Here is a 25575-nt window from a genome sequence, read left to right as displayed (position 1 = left end):
TCGTAGCGCCTCGTGGGGAGCCCTTCCGCCGCTACCGGCGCGGGCTTCGGCCGACCGACCGGTCTCTTCGGTCAATCCCCCACGGCCTGCGCGGATTTCCTGTGCCGTTCGTGATGGCGGGCGACGCGGGCGCGGTTCCCGCACGAGGGTTTGCACCACTCCTGTCGCGGATGTTCCTTGATGAAGTAGCGCACGCAGCGCGGCGCGTGGCAGGCGTGCAGCCGTGACCGGTCCGGGCTCGCGAGGAAGGCGAGGGCGGCGCGGGCGAGCAGTGCCGGGAGGGAAACGGCGCCGCCCAAGGGCTGCTGGAGCACGACGGGTTCGGCGCCGTCGTCCCAGGTGAGGACGGGGACGGTCGGTGCGAGGGCGGCGGCGGCGTTGAGGCGCAGTACCGCCTGCGGTACGGGCAGCAGCCGGGCGGCGTCGGCCGGGCTGGGGTCGCCGGGGCTCACGGCGCGGGCGAACAGGGCGCGGACCGCGGCGCGCAGGTCGCGTACGGCGGCGAGCGCGGCGGCGTCGGCGATGAAGGCGTCGGCTCCGGGCAGCAGGTCGGCGTGCCCCCGCACCCAGGCGGTGAGTCCGCCGGGTTCCGTGAGGTCGTCGGCCACTCCGCCCTGTCCGTCGTGCCGGATGGTGAGGACGAGGTCCAGGGCGAGCCGGGTGTCCGCGTCGTTCGATTCCGCCATGGCGTTAATGATAGGTACACGTGCACCCATTAGCCGCACGGGGCCACCGCCCCGTTCAGCCGCACGGGTCCGCCGTGTCGTTCAGTCGCCCGGGGGCCATGGCGCCGTTCACGGATCGCCCGCCCCCAAAGAGAAGCCTCGTCCTGGGACCGGGCCCCCGATGGGGCACCGGCCCCGGGACGGGACTCACGTCGCGTATCCCCTCCTTGCACGGGGCGCCGGCTCGAAGTCTCGACGTCCGATCGGGTCGGGTCGGCTCAGGTCAGGTCGAACTCTCCCTCGCGGGCGCCCGACACGAACGCGCCCCACTCGGCCGGTGTGAAGATCAAGGAAGGGCTCGCGGGACGGCCACTGTTGCGCATCGCGATGAAGCCCTCGACAAAAGCGATCTGGACGTCTCCCCGCCCTCGGCTGCTGGACTGCCATTCGGCATTGCTGAGGTCCAGCTCAGGCTTGTCCCACCCCGCCAGCGGGTGCTGCTCGATGGTGCTCTCGGCCACGTCCGTGCTCCTCCCGGTTCGTCGTCCGCCGCCAGCCTAGCGATCGGTTCCGGCGGCGGACAGGCCACGTGAGGGGGACGCTGTCAGGAGGTGGGCGGCTCGGCCCCGACCAGCCACATCGAGAAGAACTGGGATCCTCCTCCATAGGCGTGCCCCAGCACCCTGCGAGCCCCTTCCACCTGGTGTTCTCCCGCCTGACCGCGCACCTGAAGTGCCGCTTCGGCGAAGCGGATCATGCCGGAGGCGCCGATCGGATTGGTGGAGAGGACACCGCCCGACATGTTGACGGGCAGGTCCCCGTCAAGCTCGGTCACACCGGATTCGGTGAGCTTCCAGCCCTCGCCCTCCTCGGCGAAACCGAGGTTCTCCAGCCACATGGGCTCGTACCAGGAGAAGGGCACGTACATCTCCACGGCGTCGATGTCACGGCGCGGGTCCGCGATGCCCGCCTGCCGGTACACGTCGGCCGCGCAGTCCTTGCCCGCCTGCGGCGACACACAGTCCTTGCCCGCGAACAGGGTCGGCTCACTGCGCATCGCGCCGCCGTGCAGCCACGCGGGCGGCCTCGGCGAGCGGGCCGCCCCCGCCCGGTCGGTGAGGATCATCGCGCAGGCGCCGTCGGAGGACGGGCAGGTCTCCGAGTAGCGGATCGGGTCCCACAGCATGGGCGAGGCCTGCACCTTCTCCAGCGTGATGTCGTGCTCGTGGAGATGGGCGTACGGGTTCTTCAGCGCGTTGCGCCGGTCCTTGTAGGCGACCAGCGAGCCGACGGTGTCGGGCGCGCCGGTGCGCCTCATGTACGCCCGTACGTGCGGCGCGAAGAAGCCGCCCGCGCCGGCCAGCAGCGGCTGTTGGAAGGGGATCGGCAGGGACAGGCCCCACATGGCGTTCGACTCGGACTGCTTCTCGTAGGCCAGGGTCAGGACGGTGCCGTGGACGCGGCCCGCGATCAGGTTCGTCGCGACCAGGGCCGTGGATCCGCCGACGGAACCCGCCGTGTGCACCCGCAGCATGGGCTTGCCGACCGCGCCGAGCGCGTCGGCGAGGTACAGCTCCGGCATCATGACGCCCTCGAAGAAGTCGGGCGCCTTGCCGATGACCACGGCGTCGATGTCGGCCCACGTCAACTCGGCGTCGGCGAGCGCCCGCCCGGCGGCCTCGCGGACGAGTCCCGCGATGGACACGTCCCGTCGGGCCGCCACGTGCTTGGTCTGGCCGATGCCTACGACGGCCACGGGCTCCTTGCTCATCGGGGATCCCCTTCGAGTACGGCGACCAGGTTCTGTTGGAGGCAGGGCCCGGAGGTGGCGTGGGCGAGCGCCCGGTCGGACTCGCCCCGGTGGACGCGGGCGGCGGCCTCGCCGATGCGGATGAGCCCGGCGGCCATGATCGGGTTGGCGGCGAGGGCGCCGCCGGACGGGTTGACGCGCACCTCCTCACCGAGCCGAAGCGCCTTGCGCAGGACCACCTCCTGGGAGGTGAACGGCGCGTGCAACTCGGCCGTATCGACGGGCCGTTCGAAGGCTCCGGCCCGCTCGGCGGCGAGGCGGGTCGACGGCGAGTGAGTCAGGTCGCGCACCCCGAGGCCGTGCGCCTCGATGCGGTGGTCGATGCCCCGGATCCAGGCGGGCCGCTCGCACAGCTCGCGGGCCCGCTCCCCCGCCGCGAGGATCACGGCGGCGGCACCGTCGCCGACGGGCGGACAGTCGCCGACGCGCAGGGGCCGTACGAGGTACTCACCCTGGGCCACCGAACCCCGAAGCTGCGCATGGGAGTTGGTGACGGCCGAAGCGCGGCTGCGGGACGCCACCCCCGCGAGCGCGGGCTCGTCGGTCTCACCCGCGTCGATGAGCGCCTGCGCCTGAAGGGCCGCGAGGGCTACGGAGTCGGGCCACAAGGGCGCGACGTAGTACGGGTCGAGCTGACGGGTCAGCACGTCCCGTACGGATCCGGGTGACGACTTCCCGTATCCGTACACCAGCGCGGTGTCGGCGTCCCCGGTGAGCAGTTTCGTCCACGCCTCGTACAGGGCCCAGGCCCCGTCCATCTCCACGTGCGACTCGGAGATCGGCGGCCAGGCGCCCACCCCGTCGAGGGCCATGGTGAAGGAGAAGGCGCGGCCCGCGAGGTAGTCGGTCGAACCGGAGCAGGTGAAACCGATGTCGCTGGTCTTCAGCCCGGTCTGGTCGAGGACGGCGTGCAGGACCGGGATGAGCATCTCCACCTCGGAGAGCTCGTCGGTGGTGCGCAGATGGTCGCTCTGCGCGAAGGCGACGACGGCGATGTCCCTGATGGGCGGCATCTACAACAGCTCCTTGTACGTGTCGTACTCGGCGTCCGGTTCGCCGGTGGGCCGGTAGTGGTCGGGATGCCGGCCGCCGTCCGTCCACACCGGCTCCACCCGCAGCCCCATGCGCACCTGGTCGTAGGGGATGCCGCCGATCCGGCCGTGCAGCGCGAGGTCGGCGCCGTCGAGGGCGATGTGCGCGTAGACGTACGGCACTTCGATGTCGAGGTTCCTGGCCTTGATGTTGACGATGCAGTACGTGGTCACGGTGCCGCGCGGGCCCACCTCCACCTGCTCCGACGTCACGACACCGCAGGTGGGGCAGGCGCCCCTCGGCGGGACGTACACCTTGTGGCAGGACGGGCAGCGCTCGCCCACGGTGCGCCGCGAGGAGAGGCTGGCGATATACGCGGACTGGGCGCGGCCGGGCGAGTAGACGTAGTCGAGGCGCGCGGGGGCGACGATACCGGTGACCATGTCGTCGAAACGCCCGTCGTGACCCGCGATCTCCGGGCGGTCTCCGTCGTACGGCTCGAAACAGGCGATGTCGGTGATGGCGCCGGCGCGCTGCGCCGCCCAGCGGACACGCACGCGCATACCGGTACGTACGGCGTCGGGGCCCGGTGCGTCCAGGGCGTGCAGGAGGGCGGTGTCGGCGCCGTCGAGCCGGACCAGGACCCAGGCGAAGGGGGTGTCGAGGGGCTGGCCCCGACGGGGTTCGTGGTTCCAGGCCCAGGTGGTGACGGTGCCGGTGGGGGCGACCTCGACGAGCTCGCCCAGGTCCTCCGCGGTGACGGGGTCGTACTCGACGGGCGGGACGAGCGTCCGGCCGTCGGCGGTCTTCACACCAAGGACGACACACTCACGCAGCCCGGTGAGAAACGCGCTCTGGACGGGGCCGAGCGAACGGGTGAAGGGGAACTCGACGACGAGGGGGGCTTTGAGGACTTCGGGCATCCCGGTTGTCTCCTTAGGGGAGGGGGATCGTGCGCGTCACGACTCCGTCGGGGGGAGGGGAAGGATTCAGCACGTGGTGACTCCGTCGGGGGGAAGGAGAGGATCGAGCACGCCCCCGAAGGCAGAACCCGGGCCCTCGGGTCTCCCCTCCCGGCCACAGAAGGCCGCCGTCACGCCCGTTCCGGCCCCGCGCACCGCCACGACCCCGGACGTCACGCGCGCCGATAGACGGGTGGGCGCTTCTCGGTGAAGGCTCGGGAGCCTTCCTTCGCGTCGGCGGTGTCGAAGATCGGCCAGCCGCGGGTCAGCTCGGCCGCGAGGCCCTCCGTCTCCGTCATCTCGGCGGTCTCGTACACGGACGCCTTGACCGCCTCGACGGCCAGCGGACCGCAGGCGTTGATCTGTTCGGCGATCTCGAGGGCCTTCTGCCGCGCCGTCCCGTCGGGCACGACGTGTCCGACCAGGCCGATCCCGGCGGCCTCCCGGGCCGAGTACGGACGCCCCGTGAGGAGCATCTCCAGGGCGTGCGTGCGTGGGATCTGGCGTTGCAGACGGACCGTGGAGCCGCCGATCGGGAACAGGCCGCGCTTGACCTCGAAGAGCCCGAAGGTCGCCGACTCGCCCGCGACCCGGATGTCGGTGCCCTGGAGGATCTCGGTACCGCCCGCGACACAGTGGCCTTCGACGGCGGCGATCACCGGTTTGCGGGGGCGGTGGTGGCGCAGCATCGCCTTCCAGTGCAGATCGGGGTCGGCCTTCAGCCGGTCCCGGTACTGCTGGCCCTCCATGCCCCGCCCCGCCAGCGCCTTGAGGTCCATACCGGCGCAGAACGCGTCCCCCGCACCGGTGAGCACGATCGAGCGGATCGCGTCGTCCTCGTCGGCCTCGATCCAGCCGTCGTACAGACCGACGAGCATCGGCAGCGAGAGCGCGTTCTTGGCCTCCGGCCTGTTGAGCGTGAGCACCAGTGTGGCGCCTTCGCGCTGCACGGTGAGGTGTTCCGTACCACCCATTGCCGTCCTCCCGTCAGACAGGCTCTCTGGAACGAGAACAGGTTGCAGTAGGCGCGGGACCAGTACAAGAGTTTTCTGACAGACAGTCAGATTTCTTCTGCGCGAGCCCTTCCCACTTGTGGCGGGCTTTGCTCTGATGGCCGTCGAGCCGAGGGGCGGACCCGGACGCACGACGTCAGGAGGAGCGGTGGAGTACAACCTTGCCGACCTGTTCGAGTCGGTCGTCGACGTGGTTCCGGGCCGCGAGGCGCTCGTGTACATCGACCATCCGGGCACCGGCGCCGAGCGCCGTCTGACGTACGCGCAACTCGACTCGGCGGCGAATCGCATCGCCCATCACCTGATCGACAGCGGCATCCGCCCCGGCGAGCATCTCGGACTGCACCTCTACAACGGCGTCGAGTACGTACAGACCGTGCTGGGATGCCTGAAGGCACGGATCGTGCCCGTCAACGTCAACTACCGCTACGTGGAAGAGGAGTTGGTCTACCTCTACCGGGACGCGGATCTGGTGGCGCTGGTCTTCGACACGGAGTTCACCGGCCGGGTGGCGGCGGCACTGCCGCGGGCCTCGGCGCTGCGGCACCTCCTGCGGGTGGGGGGCGCGCCGACCGGCAGTGCCTCCTTGCCCGCCGTGGACTTCGCCGAGGCCGAGGCCGCCGGATCCCCCGAACGGGGTTTCCCACCGCGCTCGGCGGACGACCAGTTCATCATCTACACCGGCGGCACCACCGGCATGCCCAAGGGTGTGATGTGGCGTCAGGAGGATCTGTTCTTCTCCGGACTGGGCGGCGGGGCCCCGACGGGCGAGCCGGTCAAGAAGCCGGAGGAGCTCGCCGCGCGGGTGGCGGCCGGCGGTGAGGGCATCACCTTCTTCCCCACTCCCCCGCTGATGCACGGCACCTCGACCCTGACGGCGTTCATCGGGTTCAACTTCGGCCAACGGGTGGTGATCCACCGCAAGTTCGTGCCCGAGGAGGTCCTGCGGACGGTGGAGAAGGAGAAGATCACCAGCATGTCGCTGGTCGGCGACGCGATGCTGCGCCCGCTGATCGACGCGCTGCGGGGGCCGATGAAGGGCACGGACTGCTCCTCGATGTTCAGCGTGTCCTCGTCCGGCGCGATCATGTCGGAGACGGTGCGTGAGCAGTTCCAGTCACTGGTCCCGAACGTGATGCTGCTCAACAACTACGGCTCCTCGGAGTCCGGCTTCAACGGCACCGCGACCGCGGACTCGGGGGCCGGCAAGGGTTTCCGGCTGCGGGTCAACTCCCGTACACAGGTCGTGGATCCGGCCACGTACGAGCCGGTCGCCGTCGGCGAGCCCGGCCGGGTCGCACAGCGCGGCCATGTGCCCCTCGGCTACTACAACGACCCGAAGAAGACCGCCGAGACCTTCTTCCAGAAGGACGGCGAGCGGTGGGTGCTGCTCGGTGACATGGCGACGGTCGACGAGGAGGGCATCGTCACCGTCCTCGGCCGCGGCTCCCAGTGCATCAACACCGGTGGCGAGAAGGTCTATCCGGAGGAGGTCGAGCAGGCCCTGAAGTCCCATCCGGACGTGTACGACGCGCTGGTCGCCGGGGTGCCGGACGAGAAGTGGGGCAACCACGTGGCGGCGGTCGTCCAGCTCCGCGAGGGCGCGGGCAGGCCCTCGCTGGAGGACATCCAGACCCACTGCCGGGGCCACCTGGCGGGCTACAAGATCCCCCGCCAGCTCGTCATCACCGACACCATCCAGCGCTCGCCCAGCGGCAAGGCGGACTACCGGTGGGCGCGCTCGGTGGCGACGGAGACAGCCCGCTGACGCCTACGGCGCAACCGCCGCCCCACGCCGGTCACCGCGTGACCGGCGCCGGTCACCGCGTGACCGGCGGACGGACGAAACCCGCGGCGGCCACCGCGACCGACGGCCGCGGCCCCGACACCAAGTGGCCCGCGATCAACGTGCGGACGCGCTCGAAGTGGCCTGCACTCCGAGCGCCACCTGGCGCCCCGACACACTCATCTAGCCCTCCTCCTCGACGTCCGCCACCCTGCCCGCGGCGACGAGCCCCTGTTTACCCGCGACCGCGTACTGGTGCAGCCCCAGTTCGGACCACACCGGCATGTCGCCGGGTCCTCCGCGAGGCTGCTCACGCGAACCCCTCGTCGGCGACCCGGCCCAGGGCCTGAACGAATAGGGGCCCAACGGTCTGCACGGCCGGGCCGACGTGCGCGTAGGACGGCTGGTCGTAGACGCGGCCCAGACTGTCCGCGCCGACGAACCCGTACTCCAGGCGGCGCGCCTGCGGCTTGTTGGTGCCGACGATCCCGGACACCACGTCACTGGCCACGTACACCTCGTGCGTCCACGAGCGGCGGTAGTCACCCGTGATCACGTTCGGGCCCGGCCGCCCGCTGGTGTTGGCCTTGATCTGGGTCTCCAACAGCGTCGCGTAATGCCGCACCACCGACACCGTCAGCGGCAGCACCAGGGCCGCGCGCCCTCCAAGGCGGCGGCGATCTCGGCTGCGTTGGTGCAAGCGCCCGCACGGGGGTGGGCGAGGCGTTGGGATGCGGGTTACTGGGGGACGGCATCGGCCACCTCCGGCTCCCACTTGCCCGACGCCCACTCCACGAGAATCCTCAGCAGGGCCCGGCCCGGACCAGCTCGTCAGGCCCGCCGTCCATCAGGTCGTGCCGGGCCGGCGCATGCCGCTCCAGTCCAGGGACAGGACCAGGCCAGGCCCGCCTTGGGAAAGGATCGCCCCGGAGCCCTGGTAGACGATCGTGTCCCGGCGGCGTTGATCAGATCGGGTGGGCCGGGAGCCCGATATGCGGCCTGTCCAGATCCGGAATCTGAGTGCGGATCCAGTCCCGGTTGCCGCCTTCCCCGACTTCGCTGTAGTTGGCACTGGAGCCGCACGTCCCCGCCTTGAGCACGCCAACCTCGAGGTACCCGCCGCCGTTAGCAGGCACAAGAAGCGGTCCTCCGCTGTCGCCCTCGCAGGGTCCGGCGCTGACCGGGATCATCGGGATGCCGAGGCCGTCAACCGTGGGCTGCTTGATGTCGACGCGCCGGTACTGCCGCTGCGTGGGTGTCGCCCCAGCGGCGTCAAGACCCCAACCCGTGGCGTAACCGATGTCGTCTACTCCGTCCCACGCATAACTGTCTGCGGGACTGGCCAACCGGACTCGCGGCACGTAGGCAGGCAGGTCCAGGTGGAGGAGCGCCACATCGTTGTGCCCACCCACCACATAGCCGGGTTGTGTGAGGACCCTGTCGACCCCTCTGTTTTGCCCACCGGCCCCTTGGAGGGTGTTGCCGATGAGGACAGTCAGGGTGTTCGGTGAGGCTCCCGGTACGCAGTGCGCCGCGGTAAGCACCCACAGTGGGTGGATGACGGCGCTTGTGCAGAGCCTCCCGGTCGGCGTGTACACGATTCTGGCGACGTAGGGGAACAGGCCGCCACTGTCGGTGTAGCCTCCGGAGATGGCTTGGCCCGCGGCCGGAGTCAGGCCCACCGCACCTGCGGCGAGCACCATGGCAAGGAGCATCCTGCAGAGATTCCGACGCAGGAAAGATTTGCATTTCTCCATGCTTGCTCCTCCTCGTCACTCGATTGAGGGGAATCAGGCATGACCATGCCCACCGCACCTGCCGCGCGTCAGGCTGATTCAATGCACAGTGGGCCCGGTTCCCCAGTCCTGCGTTCTCACGAGCTCCCATTCTTGGTTAACCACGTTCCAATCGCTGAATTTTCGGATGCAGGGCCATGTCTGCAGCGCGGCGCCTTTCGCGGGTGCAGCGGGCGCCTTCCCATTAGCCGCGTCCAGGCACTTGTACCGGTTCCACTTGTTGTCGAGGACGGTGCGGAAACCACCGAAGCACTGGTTGGGGTCGGAACACTCGTTTGATGTCTTGGACACTTGCCGCGGTCTCCACTGCTGGGTGAGTCGGCTGCTGTCGCATGTGGACTGGACTACCAATCCTGTGTTCCCGCCATTGGCCGAGCGCGACAGACACTTGCCGGAATGTTTGGCGATCAGCAAAAACCAGCCGCTGGTCGTAAATTCCTGCCTGAACTGCTCACTGTCGCCGCCGTAGTTCGGCCATAGAACCACACGAGCTTCGTCGTCAACGCTGTGGGCGAATACCTCCGCCACCATGTCGGTGCTCCGGTTGGAAATATAGAAATATTGCTCTTCGGCTGTGGCCGTGGAAGGCGCGATAACGCCCGCCGCAAGCAGCGAGACCGTGGCTACTTGCAGCGTTCGGACCTTGTCCGATCTGCGGTCCGGGGTCCGGGGTCCGAGTGAAGGCGGAGGGTGCGCGGGGTGTCGGCGGCCTTGGCCGCCTGGAGGTCGTCCACGTGCCGCGCTCGTGACCGCAGCGTCACGTGCGTTCTTGAAAGAACCATGGCGATGCATTCGAGGGCTGTCAGAATCAGGGCGTTACGAACCGTAGCTAGAAGCTCTATAGCGACGACGTCAACCCTTAGGACCCACGCTGGCGCACACCTCCGGACACTTTCAGCACAAAATAGATCCGGTGGTCTTGCCATCTTTTAGCCTCGAAGTTCTTGCGCTCAGCCGCGCAGCGCGGGCATGGCCTGGGGGCTGCTGCGGCTGCGCCGGTACGCAGGGGCCATCAACACGTTCCGGGGCCTTCGCGGCAACGCGGTCGTCCCGTGGCACGCTTCGCGGGCTGGTCGGCGCTCCGATCGCGTCGGCGGACTTCGTCGCGGAGCTCGCACCTCTTCTCGCCTGTGGGTGCTTCGGCGGTCAGGCGGACGACGACTTCCATGGTGGAATCCGGTCGCGGGCGGGCGAGCCCCTGGGCCGTTTCCTGTTGGGACCGTTTCCTGCCAGCAGTGGAGTGAACGCGTTGATGCTCTCGTAGTGCTTGCGCCGGGGACTGCAGTGACCATCGACGAGCTGCGTGGTCCGGAAAGTCGATCACGCGGGGAGACTGCCCAGGCCGGGGTTCGGCCAGTTCTCGATCCACTCGCTGGAGGGGCGGTCCGACAAGACCGCCCTGACGTACCATCAACCAACTACACTTCGGACGACGCCTCTGACCAGGCCAGACAGCGAACCGTTGCTGGAGTACCAATCAGCACGACGATCGCAGTTTGGGATCAGCCCCCGTGCCCGAGGCCCGCGTGTCGACACCCGCGACCACAGGTTAAGCTGCGTCGCTTTCCCTCCGCACCCTTGTGCTTCCGCCTACTCCCCTCGCTTCTCCCCTGCGCCGCCGCTCCACCTGCATCCCTCTCCGGCTATCCGCCCACTCTCGGAGTCATCGTGCGTCGACCTCTCATCGCACCAATCGCTCTCGTCGCCGGCCTGGCGAGCCTCGTCGCCGCGAGCCCGGCGCTGGCCGAAACATCCGGCGCCGCCGACCCCGTACGGCCCGTCATATCCGCACTCGGCGGCGACCCGGACGACGTCGGCTACCTAGAGTTCCACGCCGTCTCCGACTCCGCGATCGACCCCACCTCCATCGCCGCACAGCTCACCCTGCGCGTCTCCGGCGACCGGCCGACGACCACCGTCACCGGCTTCAGCCTCGTCTCCGGTTCGGCACAGGACGGCACCTGGCGCAGCTCCGAGCGCCTGCAGCTCGGCGCTCACGGCGTCTACGACGCGACCGTCGACCTCGCCGACACCGATGACGACCACCCGGTCTACCTCGGCCAGGGCCAGCTCCGCTATGAGGACCTGCCGGTCTTCGCCGACACCTCGCTGGACCGCACCACCGTGGACTTCGACCACCAGAAGGTCACCGCCACCGGGACGGTCTCCACGTTCGACCCGGCCACCGGCCTCACCACCCCCGGCTGGACCGAGAGCAAGGTCTACCTCGCGGGAAGGCGCGGCTCGGGCCCGTACGAGGTCGCGGCCGATGTCCAGGCCGACGGCAGCTTCACGGCCACCGGTCCCGTCTTCAGCGGGGTGTATGTGTACGCGGTGCAGCAGGATTCGCAGACCGTCAACACAGTCCCGGTGACCGTCACCAAGGCGCCCAGCCCGACCAGGATCGTCTTCGACAAGGCCAAGGCCACCGCCGTGTACGGCAGTTCTTACACGGTCGGCGGAACCGCCCAGTACCTGAGCAGCACGACGGGCGCCTGGACGCCGCTCCCCGCCGGCAACCCGGACACCGAGGTCCTCCTGGATGGCCCCAACGGCGTCCACGCCTACGAGCTCGGCGCCGGCGGCAGGTTCAGCGAGACCCTCGCCAAGGTCACCGGCGACACCAACTGGACAGCCGGCGTCGGGGGCTTCGGCTACCTCCAGCAGGGCAGCGCGCAGGCCGACCTCCACCGCCTCTACTCGTCCGCGCTCGTCTGGACTGACCACACCTTCGCCGGGAGCGGCGCCGTCAAGGTCGCCGGCCGCCTCGGCGCCGCCCCGGGACCCGTCCCCAGCGGGCGTGTCCAGCTCCAGCAGTCGACTGACGGCCGTACCGGATGGACGACCGTGGCGACGGTCGCCCCCGACGCCACCGGCGCCTTCAACACCTGGCACACCATGAGCCGCCCCAGCGGCTACCTGCGCCTGTTCTACCCGGGCAGCGCGGACGCCACCGCGGTCACCACCCCAGTGGTGCACCTGACCCGTGCGGCCACCCGCATCACCGGCTTCGACGCCTCGCCGGAGCCCGTGCGCAAGGGGCGGACCATCACCGTCACCGGAGTGCTGCAGCGCCTGAACGGCTCGACGTGGACCGGCCTGTCCGGGCAGCGCGTGAGCGTCTACTTCCGCGCCTACGGCGCAAGGACCCCCGTCTACAGGGCGACGGTGACGACCATTTCCGGCGGCAGGTTCACCGTCCATTTCACCGCCACACAGGACGGCACCTGGAGCTCCCACTACACGGCCACCAGCCCGTACCTCAACAGCGCGTCGATCGGCGACTACGTCGACGTCCGCTGACGCCCGTCCGTCGTCCTTGCACCCGGCCCCGGCCCCACCGCCGGGGCTCCCACACACTCCGGACGACGCCTCTGACCAGGCCGGATAGCGAAACGGTGCTGGAGTACTAGGGTGCGACGGATGCGGTAACTAGCGTGCGCCTGAGCACTCCTTCGCTGGTGTCAAGTGCGGCCGTCAAGTCAGCGCGCAGTTCTGTGGGAATGCCACCCCGGCCGAGCGCACAGTCTTCCACCACTTGACCAGGCTGTTGGGCTTGGCGACTTGTCAGCAGTGCGGAGCAGCCGCCGTGTGCCAGCACGTCGCGCGCCGCGTATCCGTCTCCACTCGTCGCCGTCTGGTGAGCTGGTACCGACGCTGTCGAGGGGGCCGCACCGCACTCGTGGTACGAGGTCAACTTATGGACAGGGTTTCGGGCTGCCCGGTGTCCGGGCTAGGAGCTTTCGTTTGGATCTTCAGGTGGACGCCCGGTGTCAGGTGCGGCCGGGACCCTCCGGACAAGGGGCCCGGCGGAGTCCTAAGGGGCGGTTTTAGCCCCCGGGCGAGGCCAGATCCAGGTGGGCACGTGACCCTCGGCATAACGCGCGCCGAAGCCGCCGTGGGGCAGGATCTCGTCGATCGCGGCGAGTTCGGCCTCGGTCAGGGTGACGTTGGCGGCGCCGGTGTTCTCCTCGATGCGCCTGGGGCTGCGGGTGCCGGGGATGGGCACGACGTGCTCGCCGCGGGTGAGCAGCCAGGCCAGGGCCAGTTGGGAGACGGTGATGCCCTTGGCCGTGGAGAGGTCGGCGTGCCGGTTGACGGCCTCGACGTTCTTCTCGAAGTTGCCGGGAGCCCAGCGCGGGTCGGAGTTGCGCATGTCTGTGGCGTCGTATTCTCCGGCGGGCTTGGCGGTGCCGGTGATGAAGCCGCAGCCCAGTGGGGAGTAGGCGACGAAGCCGATGCCGAGTTCGTCGAGGACCGGGAAGAGCTGCTCGACGTCCCGCTCGAACAGGGAGTACTCGGTCTGCAGGACGGAGACCGGCTGCACCGCGTGCGCGCGACGGATGGTCTCCGGTCCGGCCTCGCTCAGGCCGAAGTACTTCACCTTGCCCGCGTCGATGAGTTCCTTGACGGTGCCGGCGACGTCCTCGAGGGGCACGTCAGGGTCGACGCGGTGCTGGTAGAGGACGTCGATGTGGTCGGTGCCGAGGGAGCGCAGGCTGTTGTCGGTGACCTTGCGGATGTTGTCGGGGCGGCTGTCGAGGCCGAATCCCTCGGACAGGTTGGACAGGTCGAAGCCGAACTTGGTGGCCAGGACCACCTCGTCGCGGAAGTCCTTGACCGCCTTGCCGACCATGATCTCGTTGGAGCCGGTGCCCCAGCCGTAGAGCTCGGCGGTGTCGAAGAAGGTGACGCCCAGGTCGTGGGCGCGCTGGATGGCTGCGACGCCTTCCTGCTCGTCGCCGGGGCCGTAGGCCATCGTCAGGCCCATCGAGCCGTAGCCGATCGCCGAGACCTCCAGGCCCTGGCCGCCGAGTGTCCGGTGCTGCATGACGTACTCCTCAGGTCAAACCTTGACCGACGTCCAGTCCTTCGCGCTGGCGCCCAGCGGTCCCGGGTGGGACAACGGCGTGCGGAACACCCCTTGCCTGCTCTTCGGCAAGACCGTCAGCCTCTACGGCCCGGTGGCTGGCTACCGGAAACACGGCGACCAGATCTTCGTCGAAAACAGCTCGATCGGCGACTGCTTCAACACCAGGAAACTGGGAGAAAACAACTACGCCCGCCTCCTTGCGGACTGCAACCAACCACACGCGGAGCAGGTTCTGGGCTACGTCAAGGCGCCCCAGAGCATGAAGTTCGGCTCCTGGGATGCGATGTACGACCTGTGCGTCAAGCAGTACGGGTCCTACAAGGACCCCACCCGTGACCTGTCGGGCTGGGTCCACGAGGAGGAGACCTGGAACGACGACTTCCGGTTCGTGGCCTGCATGGTCACAGCGAGCAAAGAGGGTCAGAAGTTGCCGCCAGGCTCAGCCTTGGCCGCTGTGGAATGAGGGCGCTGGTGGCTGCGCCGCTACGGGCGCCCGTACCGCGCGGTGTAGCTCGCCCCGCAGCCGAAGGCACCCCCGCGAGGGACAGCAGTCCGTGGAAGCCCAGGTTGAGCAGAGCGCCCACGCCGGCCCGTCCCGGGGTGACCGGTGACGGTCGGCGAAGGTCGTCGGCCGTCTCCGCCAGGGCGCTCTACCCCTGGACGGTTTCGGCCCGTGCGTCCGTGAAGCGGTCCCTCAGCTCGCGTTTGAGAATCTTTCCACTGGCGTTGCGTGGCAGTTCGTCCACGAAGAGGACCTGCTTGGGCGCCTTGAAGGCGGCGAGCTTCTCGCGTGCGTGGGCGAGGAGTTCGGCCTCGGTGACCTCGGTGCGGGCGACGACGACCGCTGTGACCGCCTCGATCCACCGCTCGTCGGGGAGCCCGATCACAGCCACCTCGGCGACCGCGTCATGGGTGTAGAGCGCGTCCTCGACCTGGCGTGAGGCGACCAGTACGCCACCGGAGTTGATGACGTCCTTCACCCGGTCGACGACGGTGAAGTAGCCCTCCTCGTCGCACACGGCGAGGTCCCCGGAGTGGAACCAGCCGTCGCGGAAGGCCTCCGCGGTCTCCTCCGGCTTGTCCCAGTAGCCCTCGCACAACTGCGGTGAGCGGTAGACGATTTCGCCCCGCTCCCCGTCGGGCACGTCCTTGCCGGACCCGTCGACGACCCGCGCCTCGACGAACAGCACCGGCCGCCCGCAGGAGTCCATCCGTCCCTTGTGCTCGTGGGGTCCGAGGACCATGGCCAGCGGTCCGATCTCGCTCTGGCCGAAGCAGTTGTAGAACGCCAGCTTCGGCAGCCGCTCCCGCAGCCGTTCCAGAACCGGCACCGGCATGATCGACGCCCCGTAGTACGCCTTGCGCAGTCCGCTCAGGTCTCGGGTGGCGAAGTCGGGGCGGTTGGACAGTCCGATCCAGACGGTGGGCGGCGCGAACAGGCTGTCCGCGTGACCGGCCTCGACCAGGTCGAGGATCTGCTCGGCGTCGGGCGCGTCGAGGATGACGTTCACGGCGCCGACCGCGAGATAGGGCAGCAGGAACACATGCATCTGCGCCGAGTGGTAGAGAGGCAACGAGTGCACGGGCAGATCGCCGGCCTGCAGGTCGAGGGCGGTGATCGCACTGAGGTACTCGTGCACCAGCGCACGGTGGGTCAGCATGGCGCCCTTGGGCAGCGCGGTGGTGCCCGAGGTGTAGAGGAGCTGCGTCAGGTCCTCGCCGCGGGGCTCCGGACCGTCGTACGGCGTGGTCGTGTCGAGCCGCGCGAGCAGCGAGTCGTCGCTGTCGCGCAGGGCGAGAACGCGGGTTCCCCCGGGGAGGTTCCCGGCCAGGTCCGGGTCGGCCAGGACCAGCCCGCAGCCCGCCTGTCCGACGATGTACGCGAGGTCGTCACCGGTCAGGTTCTGGTTGACCGGCACGTGCACCAGCCCGCCGCGCGCACACGCGAGGAAGCCGATCAGGTACGCGTCCGAGTTGTGGCCGTAGGCACCGACACGGTCGCCCGGTGCCAGTCCTGAGGCGCGCAGCACCTGGGCGGCGCGGGAGACGGCCTCGTCGAGTTCGGCGTAGGTCCAGGACCGGTCGCGGTAGTGGACCGCGACGCGTTCGGGGGTCCGCCGGGCGCTGCGCCGCAGCACCCCGTCGACCGTGACGCTCCGTCCCGCCGCCACCGTGGAGTTCTGACCCGCCGTCATGACCTGCTCCTTCGTCCGGCTGCTCTGCCGCGATCCTCGTTCCGGCCCGCGAGCGCGGTCAAGCGTCCCGCGCTCTTGGCGCGAAGAGGATCAACCCCGCCGTGGAACGTACTGACACCAGGTCACACGTCTGTGGCCGTTGTTACGCTCAATCGCCCCTTCCCTCGATGATGTCGGGAGGCGCGATGCGCATCCGCCCCGGACGGTTCGCCGTCCTGGCCGTCGCACTGCTCACCGCCTCGGCCGGGCCGGTCGGCTCCGGACCACAGGGTGCGGCCCTGCCCGTCGCTGATCGAGGTGGTCTTGATGGTGTTCTGCTTCTTCTTCCCGGAGATGAAGGCCCTCCGTCCCCGACGGTGGACTTGTGGTCGCCGGACCTGGGTCTCGGTGCCGTCGATCCGTAAGGTCGCGGCCTCAGCCTCAGCCTCAGCCTCAGCCTCAGCCCCAGCCTCAGCCTCAGCCTCAGCCTCAGCCTCAGCGTAGGCGAACACGTCCGCCAGGGTGCGCAGCCGGATGCCAGGGTGGTCAGGGACAGCGGAGCCTCGCTGGGCCAGCAGGGAGCGGATCTCCCCGATCGCTCGCGTGATGGTGGAGCGCTCCATGCCGTACAGCTCGGCGAGGGCGGCGTGCGGAAGCTGAAGCCGCAGATAGACCAGGGTGACCACGACCCGGTCGGTGAAGAGATCCCGGTGAAGACAGGATGGGACAAGGCCGCACGGGCCCACTTCAAGGTCACACTCGCAAAACTCGTGCGGCCGTCCCCACGTCATGGCTTGGGTCCTGAAGTCTCGTGAATCGCAGTAGCAGGGAGAATGAGCCGAAGTCGATGAGGGGTGGGGCGTGTGTCGCTGAGGACGGAATCAGCCTTGCGGTGGGGGTACGTCGCGTGTGTGTGGGCGGTGATCTTTGCCGGATCACACTTCTACTGGGCCGTCGGCGGCGATGTGGGGTTGAGCGTGTCCGCCGGACGGCAGCTCGCCGACGCACGCCCGTTCTGGTTCGTGCTGGTGGGTTTGTGGGGCGTGGGGGCTCTCTGCCTGGTCGGCGCCTTGCTGGCATGGCTGCTCGCTCAACCACGTCCCCTTTCCAAGCCGGCGAGGCGCATCCTGAGGTATTTGGGTTGGGGGGTCAGCTGCATCCTGCTGACGAGAGGCATGGTCGTTGAGTTCTTGCTGCTGACAGACGTGACGCACCTGGATACCAGCGTGAGTGCGGGGCAACGGTTTTGGACCCTGGCGCTCTGGAACCCCTGGTTCATCGCAGGTGGGCTGGCCTTTGGAATGTCCGCACTTGAAGCCCGCAGGCGCGATCGCTCTTCGTTGCTTCGGAGCGATCCGCGCTGACGCACGGCGTGCTCGCGCTGAACCCGTGGGTCGTGCCGCAGTCGCACGTCCAGGTGTGGACGTTCAGCGGCGTTCGCCGAGCCCTTCTCCTTCTTCGCCAGACGGCGCTGTGCCTTGGCCAGAGCGGCACGGTCACGGCGCTCGTGCCGGGGGTTGGTGATCTTCTCTCCGGTCGAGAGGGTCAGCAGGTGGTCCAGGCCGACATCGACACCGACGGCCTGACCGGTGGCCGGGAGCGGCTGCACGGACGGGTCCTCGCACAGCAGGGAGACTTCCGCGACTTGAAACGGGGGTACTTCGCCCGCCTGCCGAAGAAATGGGTGAACCTGTCTGCAGGTGCCGCAGCGTCTGCTGGAGGGGGACCGAGGACACCTCGTTGAGATAGGCCAGTTCCTCGGTCTTCTTCCACGCCGTCAGCATCGCCGACGTCTGGTGGTAGTTGACCCGCTCCTGACGGGTCACCCACGCCTGGGTACGGGCGGCGAGCCCCATGTTGTAGACCTTCCGCACGCATCCGTCGGACGGAAGCGGTACTTGAGCGCCCGCTTCACGTGAGTGCTCACAACTCACGAACTATCACATCAACTAGCAGCAATCTGCGGGTAGTTGGCCGTGAACGACGATCCGCCCTGGCGGCGAATCGTCGTTCCCTGCCCTGCTCCGCAGGAGTCCGATTCCTCTCCGCCCGGAAGGACGGAGTATCCACGGAGGGATCAGATGAAGACCGGCAGCAGGGGCCCGCTGCTCTTCGACCGGATCTGGCGGCGACCGACCGCCGCGACCGCGGCCGCGCAGCTCTGGAAGGTCCCGTTCTCGGCGGCAACCCCGTCCACACGCCGAACACGCTCAACACCGCAGCGCCCGGCCTGGCCACGACGCTCGCCGACGCGGTGAGCGAGCTGCGGGCGGCTCCACCGAGGTCACCACGGGGTCCTCGTACATCCAGGCCGTCGGGTGGGACGGCGGCCGCTGCCCGGTCGCCCGTACGCTGCTGACCTACTCCCAGTCGTCGAACCCGAACTCGCCGCACTTCAGCGACCAGACACGGCTGTTCTCCGAGGGGAAGTGGGTCACCTCCCGGTTCTGCGAGAAGGACATCGCGTCCTCGCCCGGGCTGCGGGTGATCCGCGTGGGCGAGCAAGGCTGACGGCAGCGGGGGTCCCTGCCCGCGCGGGCGGGGCCCACCCCGGTCACACCCCGCTCCGATGTCACACCGCTCGCGTACGGCCCTCCCAGTAGGGATCCCGCAGCCGGCGCTTGTACAGCTTCCCGTTCGGGTCGCGCGGCATCGACTCGATGAAGTCGACGCTCTTGGGGCGCTTGTACCCGGCGAGCAGGCGCTCGCAGTGGCGGAGGATGTCGGCGGCGAGGGCCGAGCCGGGCTCGTGGCCCGGGGCGGGCTCGACGACGGCCTTGACCTCCTCGCCCCAGTCGTCGTGCGGGATACCGAAGGCGGCCGCGTCGGCGATGGCGGGGTGGGAGAGCAGCGCGGCCTCGATCTCGGCCGGGTAGATGTTGACCCCACCCGAGATGATCATGTCGATCTTGCGGTCGCGGAGGAAGAGATAGCCGTCCTCGTCGAGACAGCCCAGGTCACCGACGGTGAAGAAGTCGCCGATGCGGTTCTTCTTCGTCTTGCTCTCGTCCTTGTGGTACGAGAATCCGCCGGTGCTCATCTTCATGTAGACGGTGCCGAGTTCACCGGGCGGCAGCCGGTTGCCGTCGTCGTCGAAGACCGCGAGTTCGCTGATCGGCCAGGCCTTGCCGACCGTGCCGGGTTTCTTCAGCCAGTCCTCGGTGGTCGCGAAGGCGCCGCCGCCCTCGCTGGCCGCGTAGTACTCCTCGACGCTGTGGCCCCACCACTCGATCATGGCCCGTTTCACATGGTCCGGGCACGGGGCGGCGCCGTGGATGGCGTGCCGCATGGAGGAGACGTCGTAGCGCGCCTTCACCTCGTCGGGGAGTGCCAGCAGCCGGTGGAACTGGGTCGGGACCATGTGGGTGTGGGTGCAGGCGTGGGCGTCAATGACGCGGAGCATCTCCTCGGGCGTCCACTTGTCCATCAGCACCAGACGGTGACCGATGTGCAGGGAAGCACCCGCGAACTGGAGTACCGCGGTGTGGTACAGCGGCGAGCAGACCAGGTGCACGTTGTCGTCGTACGGCCTGATGTCGAAGATGCCGAGGAAGCCGCCGAGGTACGACTCCTCGGGGAGCTTGCCGGGCAGCGGGCGCCGGATGCCGCGGGGGCGGCCCGTGGTGCCCGAGGTGTAGTTCATGACCCAGCCGAGGGTGCGGTCGTCGGGCGCCGAGTCGGGCTGTCCGTCGAGAAGTTCGGCGTACGGCCGGAAGCCCTTCACCGTGCCCACCGCGTACCGCTGCGCCGCCGGAAGTCTCGCCTCGTCGGCGGCGTGGCGGGCGGCGTCGGCGAACCGTTCGTGGGCGATCAGCACCTTGGCGCCCGAGTCGGAGACGATCCAGGCGATCTCGGGGCCGACGAGGTGATGGTTGACCGGCACCAGGTAGAGGCCCGCCTGGGAGGCGGCGAGGTAGGCGACGAAGAACTCGACGCCGTTGGGCAGGACGACCGCGAAGGCGTCGCCGCGATCGAGTCCCGCGGCGCGCAGACCGTGGACGAGTTGGTTGGCCGCGGCGTGCAGCCGGCCGGCGGTCCACTCGTCCCCGTCCGGGGTGACGAGGACCGTCCGCCGGGGGTCGGCGGTGGCCTGGGCCCAGAAGCCGTTGGGTGAGGTGCTCATGACTGTTCGCCCCTTCCCGCGATCCGGTTGACGCGGTCGACGGCTCGCTCGAAGCCGCTCGTCAGGTCGTCGAAGACGGCCTGGACAGTGCGCTCGCTGTTCATCCGGCCGACGATCTGCCCGACCGGTGTCCCGAGCAGCGGTTCCACCTCGTACTTCTGGATCCGGGAGACCGCCTCGGCCACCAGCAGCCCCTGGAGCGGCATGGGGAGCGTGCCGGGGCCGTTCGGGTCGTCCCAGGCGTCGGTCCACTCGGTGCGCAGCTGGCGGGCGGGCTTGCCGGTCAGCGCGCGCGAGCGGACGGTGTCGCCGGACCCGGCGGCGAGCAGCTTGCGGGTCACGGCGGGCGAGTGCATGTCGGCTTCCGTGACGGTCAGCCACAGGGAGCCGAGCCACACGCCCTGGGCCCCGAGGCTGAGGGCGGCGGCCACCTGCTGTCCGCTGCCGATGCCGCCGGCCGCCAGTACGGGCAGCGGGTCGACGGCGTCGACGACTTCGGGGGTGAGCACCATCGAGGCGATCTCGCCGGTGTGGCCGCCCGCCTCGTAGCCCTGCGCGACGACGACGTCGATGCCCGCCTCGGCGTGTTTGCGCGCGTGCCGGGCGCTGCCCGCGAGGGCCGCGACGAGCACCCCGCGCTCATGGGCGCGGGCGACGACGTCGGCGGGCGGTGAGCCCAGCGCGTTGGCGAGCAGTTTGATCGGGTACGCGAAGGCGACGTCGAGCTGGGTGCGGGCGACCTGTTCCATCCAGCCGGTGATGCGCCAGCCGGACGCCTCGCCCTCGGCGAGTTCGGGCACGCCGTACTTGGCGAGGGTGTCCGTGACGTACCGTCGGTGCCCCTCGGGGATCATCGCCTCGACGTCGGCCTCCGTCACCCCCTCGACCTTCTTCGCGGGCATGACGACGTCCAGGCCGTACGGTCTGCCGTCAACGTTCGCCTCGATCCAGTCGAGGTCGCGTTTGAGGTCGTCGGGGGCGGTGTAGCGGACCGCGCCGAGCACACCGAACCCGCCCACGCGACTGATGGCCGCGGCGACGGCGGGAAACGGCGTGAAGCCGAAAATGGCGTGCTCGACTCCCAGTCTCTTGCTCAGCTCCGTCTGCATGGCCGCAGAATGCCGCAGTACTCCGGACGAGGGAAGGCCTTTTCTGATGCTCCGTCAGATTTCTGGCCAGTCCTTCGGCGGAGTTCCGGGCCAAGCCCCGCTCACCGGCGTCGATGAGGCACCGCCCGTTTCCTGCGACCTGATCCGCCGGACAGGCCCTAGTCGTCCCCGCCCTCCAGTACGGCCATGGCCGCGTTGTGCCCGGGCACTCCGCTCACGCCCCCGCCGCGCACCGCGCCCGCCCCGCACAGCAGGACGTTCGCGTGCCGGGTCTCGACGCCCCAGCGGCCCGTGCCCTCCTGGGCGTACGGGAAGGCGAGGTCGCGGTGGAAAATGTTGCCGCCGGGCAGCCGCAGGTCACGCTCCAGGTCGAGCGGGGTCTTCGCCTCGATGCAGGGGCGGCCGTCCGCGTCGGTGGCCAGGCAGTCGGCGAGCGGTTCGGCGAGGTGCGCCTCCAGCTGCGCCAGCGTCGACTTCAGCAGCTCCGCCCGTACGGCGTCGTTGTCCCGCTCGAACAGCCGGGCGGGCGTGTGGAGGCCGAAGAGGGTGAGGGTCTGATAGCCCTGCTCGACCAGGTCCTGGCCGAGGATGCTCGGGTCGGTGAGGGAGTGGCAGTAGATCTCGGAGGGCGGCGCGGTGGGCAGCTCGCCGGACGCGGCCTGCGCGTGGGCGGTCGCCAACTGCTCGTAGCCCTCGGCGATGTGGAAGGTGCCGGCGAACGCCTCGCGCGGGTCGACGGAGGTGTCGCGCAGCCTCGGCAGCCGCTTGAGCAGCATGTTGACTTTCAGCTGGGCGCCCTCTGCGGGGGTGGGCGGTTCGTCGCCGGTGAGGTGCGCGAGTTCCTGCGGCGAGGCGTTCACGAGGACGTGCCGGGCCGGAACGACGCCCTCGCCGTCCGCGGTGCGGTAGGTGACCTCGGCGGCCCGCCCGTCGGTCTCGATGCGCACCGCCTCGTGGCCGGTGACGATCACCGCGCCCGCGGCGCGCGCCGCCGCGGCGATCGCGTCGGTGAGGGCGCCCATGCCGCCGACCGGCACGTCCCAGGCTCCGGTGCCGCCGCCGATCACGTGGTACAGGAAGCAGCGGTTCTGGCGCAGGGACGGGTCGTGGGCGTCCGCGAAGGTCCCGATGAGCGCGTCGGTGAGGACGACACCGCGTACGAGGTCGTCGGCGAAGTTCTCCTCCACGGCGACACCGACCGGCTCCTCGAAGAGGACCCGCCAGGCCTCCTCGTCGTCGATGCGGGCGCGGAGTTCCTCGCGGGTGGGGAGCGGTTCGGTGAGCGTCGGGAAGACCTGCTGGGCGACATGGCCGGTCATGCCGTAGAAGCGCTGCCAGGCCTCGTACTCACGGTCCGAGCCGGTCAGACGCGCGAAGGCCTCGCGGGTGCGGCGCTCGCCACCGCCGACGAGCAGGCCGGTGGGCCGGCCGTCGCGTTCGACCGGCGTGTACGAGGACACGGTGCGGCCACGCACACGGAAGTCGAGGCTCAGATCCCGCACGATCTTCCGGGGCAGCAGGCTGACCAGGTAGGAGTAGCGCGACAGCCGCGCGTCGACTCCGGCGAACGGCCGGGTGGACACGGCGGCGCCGCCGGTGCTCCCCAGGCGCTCGAGCACCAGCACGGACCGGCCGGCCCGGGCCAGGTAGGCGGCGGCGACGAGACCGTTGTGGCCCCCGCCGACGATCACGACGTCGTATCCCTCGTGTGCAGGCATGGTTCTTCGTAGCACGCGATGATCTAGAACGGCCAGAGGTACGCGGCACCCGGTGGGCATCCGGCCGGGGCGCGGGCGCCCACCCCTGCGCCACGGCGCGGGCGGGGCCGCCCGGGAGCCGTCCGCCGTATGGCCGGTGCCGCCCCTCGAACAGGGCGAGCACAACCCTGCACGAGAGCCCCTCAGCCTCCCCGTGCGGCCCGCTGCTGGCGTAACGCCGCCACCCTCCGGTACAACTCCACCGCTTCTTGGCCCCGGCCCAGTTGCTCCAGGCAGTGTGCCTCGTCGTTGCGGCTGGCCAGGGCGTCGGGGTGGTCGGGGCCGAGGACGCGTTCGCGGGCGGTGGCGACGCCCCGGTACTCGGTGAGGGCGTCGGACCAGCGGCCCAGCCAGCCGAGGCCGACCGCGACCTCGCGGCGGCTGACGAGGGTGTCCGGGTGGTCGGGGCCAAGGACGCGCTCGCGGATCGCCCACACGTCGCGGGACTCGGCGAGCGCCTCCTCCCAGCGCCCCATCCGGCCCAGGTTGACGCCGAGACCGTGCCGGGCGCGCAGGGTCTCGGGGTGGGCGGGGCCGTGCACCCGGGTGCGGTCGTCGATCAGGTCCCGGTACAGCTCCAGGGCCTGCGCGCTGCGGCCGAGCCGGCCGAGGCTGATGCCGACCTCGTAGCGGGCGGAGAGGGTGTCCGGGTGGTCGGGGCCGAGGGCCTGGGCCCGCGCCTCGGCCACTTCCCGGTAGGTCCCCAACGCCTCGGGCCAGTGCCCCAACTGACCCAGCGCGTAGGCGACTTCGTACCGTGTCACGAGCGTGTCGGGGTGGTTCGCACCGAGCACCCGGGTCCGCGCGGCGGCGACCTCGCTCGCCATGCGGTACGAGTCCTCCAGGCGGCCCAGCCTGCTCAGGTTGAAGGCGAGGTTGTGGCGGCAGCGCAGGGTGTCGGGATGGTCGGGGCCCATGGCGCGCTCCCGGGCGGCGAGCACCTCGATGTACGCCTGGTGCGCCTCGAAGTGGCGGCCCAACTGGCCCAGCACGTACGCCATTTCCTGGCGTGCGGCCAGGGTGTCGGGATGGTCGGGGCCGAGCACCCGCTCCCTGCCCTGGGCGACCCGCGCGTACTCGCGCAGCGCTTCGGCGGCGCGTCCGGTGCGGCTGAGGGTGAAGCCGACCTCGTAGCGGCTGGCGAGGGTGTCGGGGTGGTCGGGGCCGAGGACGTGCTCGCGTTCGGCGGCGACCGCGCGGTGCACCTCGCCCGCCTCGGTCCACCGGCCGAGCCGCCCGAGGCTCAGTCCGGCGTTGTGCCGGCCCGTCAGGGTGATGAGCAACTCCGGCGAGGGGGTCGGGCGTTCGACGCGCTCCGGCGCCTCCGGTACGGAGGTGGCCGGGCGCGCCCTCCATTCGCCGGTCAGGCCCGCAGCCGCGTCCGGCAGGGCGCCGCCCAGTCCGGCACCGGTCGCCTTGTGGCCGGTGGTCATGCCCCGGGTCCAGGAGGGCAGCCGGGGTTCACGCGAGGAAGAGGGCGAGGGAGCCCTCCTCGACGGCTCCAGCATCCGCTGCTCATGGTCGGGACGGCCCACCGCGGGGGACACGACCGTCGGCACGTACACCGGAGTCGTACGCCCGGTGCCGATCCGCCGGCCGAGCTCGCGCGCGTCCTGCGGGCGCCGCTCCGGCTCCTTGGCCAGCAGATCCAGGATGATCCGCTCGAAGTACTCAGGGAGCTCGGCGCGGTGGTGGCGCGGCGGCTCGGGAGGCGTGTCACGGTGGCCGACGAGGATCGCCCACGCGTCGTCCAGGTCGAACGGCGGTGCCCCGGTGGCGATTTCGTAGAGCACACATCCGAAGGAGTACAGATCACTGCGCTGGTCGACCTGGGCACCGCTGATCTGCTCCGGTGACATGTAGTGCGGGGTGCCCATCGCGATGCCGGTGCCGGTCAGCCGGGCCGTGAAGCCGATGTCGTGGCCGAGGCGCGCGATGCCGAAGTCGCAGATCTTCACCGTGCCGTCGGCCAGCCGCATGATGTTGGCGGGCTTCAGGTCACGGTGCACGATGCCCTGTTGGTGGGTGTAGGCGAGGGCGCCGGACACCTGGTCGGCGATGTCGACGACATCGGCGACGGGGAGCGGATGCTGCTTGTTGTCCTCCAGGAGCTGGCTGAGGTTGCGGCCCTCCAGCAGCTCCATGACCAGGTACAGCACGCCCTCCGACTCGCCGAAGTCGTGCACCACGGTCACCCCGCGGTGTTGCAGCGCGGCGGCCACCCGGGCCTCGCGCCGGAATCTCTCCCGCAGCACACGGGTGAACGACTGATCGTGGTGCGGGCCGAGCGGTTTGAGGCACTTCACGGCCACCTGCCGCCCCAGCGACTCGTCGCGGGCGCGCCACACCTCACCCATGCCTCCCCGCCCGATCAGATCGAGCAGTCGGTACCGGCTCTGGATCAGCCTGGTCTCCGCCATCTCGTGCGATCGCCCCCGTCGCTGCTCGCCGCGCCCTCCCCTGGCTCGTCCAGTA

The 25575-nt window shown here is 69.9% G+C and carries 19 protein-coding genes and 3 pseudogenes; 5 read left to right on the top strand and 17 right to left on the bottom strand.

The features are described 5' to 3' along the window. Positions 1-71: 71 nt before the first annotated feature. The 6 genes from ACFZDJ_RS42135 to ACFZDJ_RS42110 form a co-directional block, all read right to left on the bottom strand. Positions 72-686 carry an ABATE domain-containing protein gene (locus ACFZDJ_RS42135; protein ID WP_391067235.1) on the bottom strand — a complete coding sequence of 205 codons (615 nt, stop codon included), beginning with the start codon at positions 684-686 and terminating at the stop codon, positions 72-74. Between the two features lie 257 nt (positions 687-943). Next, a complete protein-coding gene (locus ACFZDJ_RS42130) occupies positions 944-1186 on the bottom strand; it encodes a DUF397 domain-containing protein (protein ID WP_054232930.1) in 243 nt (80 codons plus the stop codon). 83 nt (positions 1187-1269) lie between these two features. Continuing rightward, a complete protein-coding gene (locus ACFZDJ_RS42125; RefSeq protein WP_168489077.1) occupies positions 1270-2436 on the bottom strand; it encodes a thiolase domain-containing protein in 1167 nt (388 codons plus the stop codon). Beyond that, entirely contained in the window at positions 2433-3488 is a 1056-nt protein-coding gene (locus tag ACFZDJ_RS42120) for a thiolase domain-containing protein (protein ID WP_384906658.1), read from the bottom strand. The genes ACFZDJ_RS42125 and ACFZDJ_RS42120 overlap by 4 nt, the downstream gene beginning before the upstream one ends. After that, positions 3489-4430 (bottom strand): OB-fold domain-containing protein, encoded by a 942-nt coding sequence (locus ACFZDJ_RS42115; protein ID WP_391067233.1) that lies wholly within the window; start codon positions 4428-4430, stop codon positions 3489-3491. Positions 4431-4642: 212 nt separating this feature from the next. Next, the gene (locus ACFZDJ_RS42110; protein WP_391067231.1) at positions 4643-5443 is read right to left on the bottom strand and encodes a crotonase/enoyl-CoA hydratase family protein; all 801 of its coding nucleotides are present in this window, start codon (positions 5441-5443) and stop codon (positions 4643-4645) included. Between the two features lie 187 nt (positions 5444-5630). Here ACFZDJ_RS42110 and ACFZDJ_RS42105 point away from each other — a divergent pair, with 187 nt between their 5' ends. Beyond that, a complete protein-coding gene (locus ACFZDJ_RS42105; RefSeq protein WP_391067229.1) occupies positions 5631-7250 on the top strand; it encodes an AMP-binding protein in 1620 nt (539 codons plus the stop codon). A 328-nt stretch (positions 7251-7578) separates the two neighbouring features. Here ACFZDJ_RS42105 and ACFZDJ_RS42100 read toward each other — a convergent pair whose 3' ends face one another. From ACFZDJ_RS42100 to ACFZDJ_RS42090, 3 genes are all read right to left on the bottom strand, one after another. Beyond that, complete coding sequence (locus tag ACFZDJ_RS42100; protein ID WP_391067226.1) at positions 7579-7893, bottom strand: hypothetical protein; 315 nt, start codon at positions 7891-7893, stop codon at positions 7579-7581. 340 nt (positions 7894-8233) lie between these two features. Then, entirely contained in the window at positions 8234-9025 is a 792-nt protein-coding gene (locus ACFZDJ_RS42095; protein WP_391067223.1) for a trypsin-like serine protease, read from the bottom strand. Between the two features lie 78 nt (positions 9026-9103). Further along, a complete protein-coding gene (locus ACFZDJ_RS42090; protein WP_391067220.1) occupies positions 9104-9856 on the bottom strand; it encodes an RICIN domain-containing protein in 753 nt (250 codons plus the stop codon). Between the two features lie 876 nt (positions 9857-10732). Between ACFZDJ_RS42090 and ACFZDJ_RS42085 the strand changes: the two genes are divergently transcribed. Then, positions 10733-12367: a hypothetical protein gene (locus tag ACFZDJ_RS42085; protein ID WP_391067218.1), complete on the top strand. Its 1635-nt coding sequence runs from the start codon at positions 10733-10735 to the stop codon at positions 12365-12367. 514 nt (positions 12368-12881) lie between these two features. Here the strand turns inward: ACFZDJ_RS42085 and ACFZDJ_RS42080 are convergent. Next, the gene (locus ACFZDJ_RS42080; protein ID WP_391067216.1) at positions 12882-13895 is read right to left on the bottom strand and encodes an aldo/keto reductase; all 1014 of its coding nucleotides are present in this window, start codon (positions 13893-13895) and stop codon (positions 12882-12884) included. Between the two features lie 22 nt (positions 13896-13917). On the opposite strand from ACFZDJ_RS42080, the gene ACFZDJ_RS42075 reads away from it, so the two are divergent. Then, positions 13918-14400: a septum formation family protein gene (locus ACFZDJ_RS42075; RefSeq protein WP_391067214.1), complete on the top strand. Its 483-nt coding sequence runs from the start codon at positions 13918-13920 to the stop codon at positions 14398-14400. 187 nt (positions 14401-14587) lie between these two features. Here the strand turns inward: ACFZDJ_RS42075 and ACFZDJ_RS42070 are convergent, their stop codons facing one another. Together ACFZDJ_RS42070 and ACFZDJ_RS42065 are read right to left on the bottom strand one after the other, a co-directional pair. Then, positions 14588-16132 (bottom strand): fatty acyl-CoA synthetase, encoded by a 1545-nt coding sequence (locus ACFZDJ_RS42070; protein WP_391067210.1) that lies wholly within the window; start codon positions 16130-16132, stop codon positions 14588-14590. Between the two features lie 239 nt (positions 16133-16371). Next, positions 16372-16902, bottom strand: a pseudogene (locus ACFZDJ_RS42065) (transposase family protein); the annotation flags it as partial. A 120-nt stretch (positions 16903-17022) separates the two neighbouring features. Here ACFZDJ_RS42065 and ACFZDJ_RS42060 point away from each other — a divergent pair. Continuing rightward, positions 17023-17475: a DUF3995 domain-containing protein gene (locus tag ACFZDJ_RS42060; protein ID WP_390933273.1), complete on the top strand. Its 453-nt coding sequence runs from the start codon at positions 17023-17025 to the stop codon at positions 17473-17475. Positions 17476-17513: 38 nt separating this feature from the next. Here the strand turns inward: ACFZDJ_RS42060 and ACFZDJ_RS42055 are convergent. Next, a pseudogene (locus ACFZDJ_RS42055) lies at positions 17514-18038 on the bottom strand (RNA-guided endonuclease InsQ/TnpB family protein); the annotation flags it as partial. A 160-nt stretch (positions 18039-18198) separates the two neighbouring features. Here ACFZDJ_RS42055 and ACFZDJ_RS42050 point away from each other — a divergent pair. Then, positions 18199-18622 (top strand): annotated as a pseudogene (locus ACFZDJ_RS42050) (penicillin acylase family protein); the annotation flags it as partial. A gap of 61 nt (positions 18623-18683) precedes the next feature. On the opposite strand, the gene ACFZDJ_RS42045 reads toward ACFZDJ_RS42050, so the two are convergent. The 4 genes from ACFZDJ_RS42045 to ACFZDJ_RS42030 form a co-directional block, all read right to left on the bottom strand. Further along, complete coding sequence (locus ACFZDJ_RS42045) at positions 18684-20234, bottom strand: AMP-binding protein (protein ID WP_391067207.1); 1551 nt, start codon at positions 20232-20234, stop codon at positions 18684-18686. Further along, on the bottom strand, positions 20231-21343 hold the full coding sequence (locus ACFZDJ_RS42040; RefSeq protein WP_391067204.1) for a nitronate monooxygenase: 1113 nt from the start codon (positions 21341-21343) through the stop codon (positions 20231-20233). The genes ACFZDJ_RS42045 and ACFZDJ_RS42040 overlap by 4 nt, the downstream gene beginning before the upstream one ends. A gap of 158 nt (positions 21344-21501) precedes the next feature. Next, a complete protein-coding gene (locus ACFZDJ_RS42035; protein WP_391067201.1) occupies positions 21502-23061 on the bottom strand; it encodes an FAD-dependent oxidoreductase in 1560 nt (519 codons plus the stop codon). A 182-nt stretch (positions 23062-23243) separates the two neighbouring features. Then, positions 23244-25520: a tetratricopeptide repeat protein gene (locus ACFZDJ_RS42030; RefSeq protein ID WP_391067198.1), complete on the bottom strand. Its 2277-nt coding sequence runs from the start codon at positions 25518-25520 to the stop codon at positions 23244-23246. Positions 25521-25575 lie beyond the last annotated feature (55 nt).

The organism is Streptomyces sp. NPDC007896 (assembly GCF_042959425.1).
Taxonomy (GTDB): Bacteria; Actinomycetota; Actinomycetes; order Streptomycetales; family Streptomycetaceae; genus Streptomyces.
Note: the sequence above shows the minus strand (reverse complement) of the source record. Positions and strands in the feature narration are given on the sequence as shown.

What these genes read in the sequence shown, in the direction of transcription:
- ACFZDJ_RS42135 (WP_391067235.1), bottom strand. Translation starts at nt 686, where the DNA reads ATGGCGGAATCGAACGACGCGGACACCCGGCTCGCCCTGGACCTCGTC.
- ACFZDJ_RS42125 (WP_168489077.1), bottom strand. Translation starts at nt 2,436, where the DNA reads ATGAGCAAGGAGCCCGTGGCCGTCGTAGGCATCGGCCAGACCAAGCAC.
- ACFZDJ_RS42120 (WP_384906658.1), bottom strand. Translation starts at nt 3,488, where the DNA reads ATGCCGCCCATCAGGGACATCGCCGTCGTCGCCTTCGCGCAGAGCGAC.
- ACFZDJ_RS42115 (WP_391067233.1), bottom strand. Translation starts at nt 4,430, where the DNA reads ATGCCCGAAGTCCTCAAAGCCCCCCTCGTCGTCGAGTTCCCCTTCACC.
- ACFZDJ_RS42110 (WP_391067231.1), bottom strand. Translation starts at nt 5,443, where the DNA reads ATGGGTGGTACGGAACACCTCACCGTGCAGCGCGAAGGCGCCACACTG.
- ACFZDJ_RS42095 (WP_391067223.1), bottom strand. Translation starts at nt 9,025, where the DNA reads ATGGAGAAATGCAAATCTTTCCTGCGTCGGAATCTCTGCAGGATGCTC.
- ACFZDJ_RS42090 (WP_391067220.1), bottom strand. Translation starts at nt 9,856, where the DNA reads ATGCATCGCCATGGTTCTTTCAAGAACGCACGTGACGCTGCGGTCACG.
- ACFZDJ_RS42080 (WP_391067216.1), bottom strand. Translation starts at nt 13,895, where the DNA reads ATGCAGCACCGGACACTCGGCGGCCAGGGCCTGGAGGTCTCGGCGATC.
- ACFZDJ_RS42070 (WP_391067210.1), bottom strand. Translation starts at nt 16,132, where the DNA reads ATGACGGCGGGTCAGAACTCCACGGTGGCGGCGGGACGGAGCGTCACG.
- ACFZDJ_RS42045 (WP_391067207.1), bottom strand. Translation starts at nt 20,234, where the DNA reads ATGAGCACCTCACCCAACGGCTTCTGGGCCCAGGCCACCGCCGACCCC.
- ACFZDJ_RS42040 (WP_391067204.1), bottom strand. Translation starts at nt 21,343, where the DNA reads ATGCAGACGGAGCTGAGCAAGAGACTGGGAGTCGAGCACGCCATTTTC.
- ACFZDJ_RS42035 (WP_391067201.1), bottom strand. Translation starts at nt 23,061, where the DNA reads ATGCCTGCACACGAGGGATACGACGTCGTGATCGTCGGCGGGGGCCAC.
- ACFZDJ_RS42030 (WP_391067198.1), bottom strand. Translation starts at nt 25,520, where the DNA reads ATGGCGGAGACCAGGCTGATCCAGAGCCGGTACCGACTGCTCGATCTG.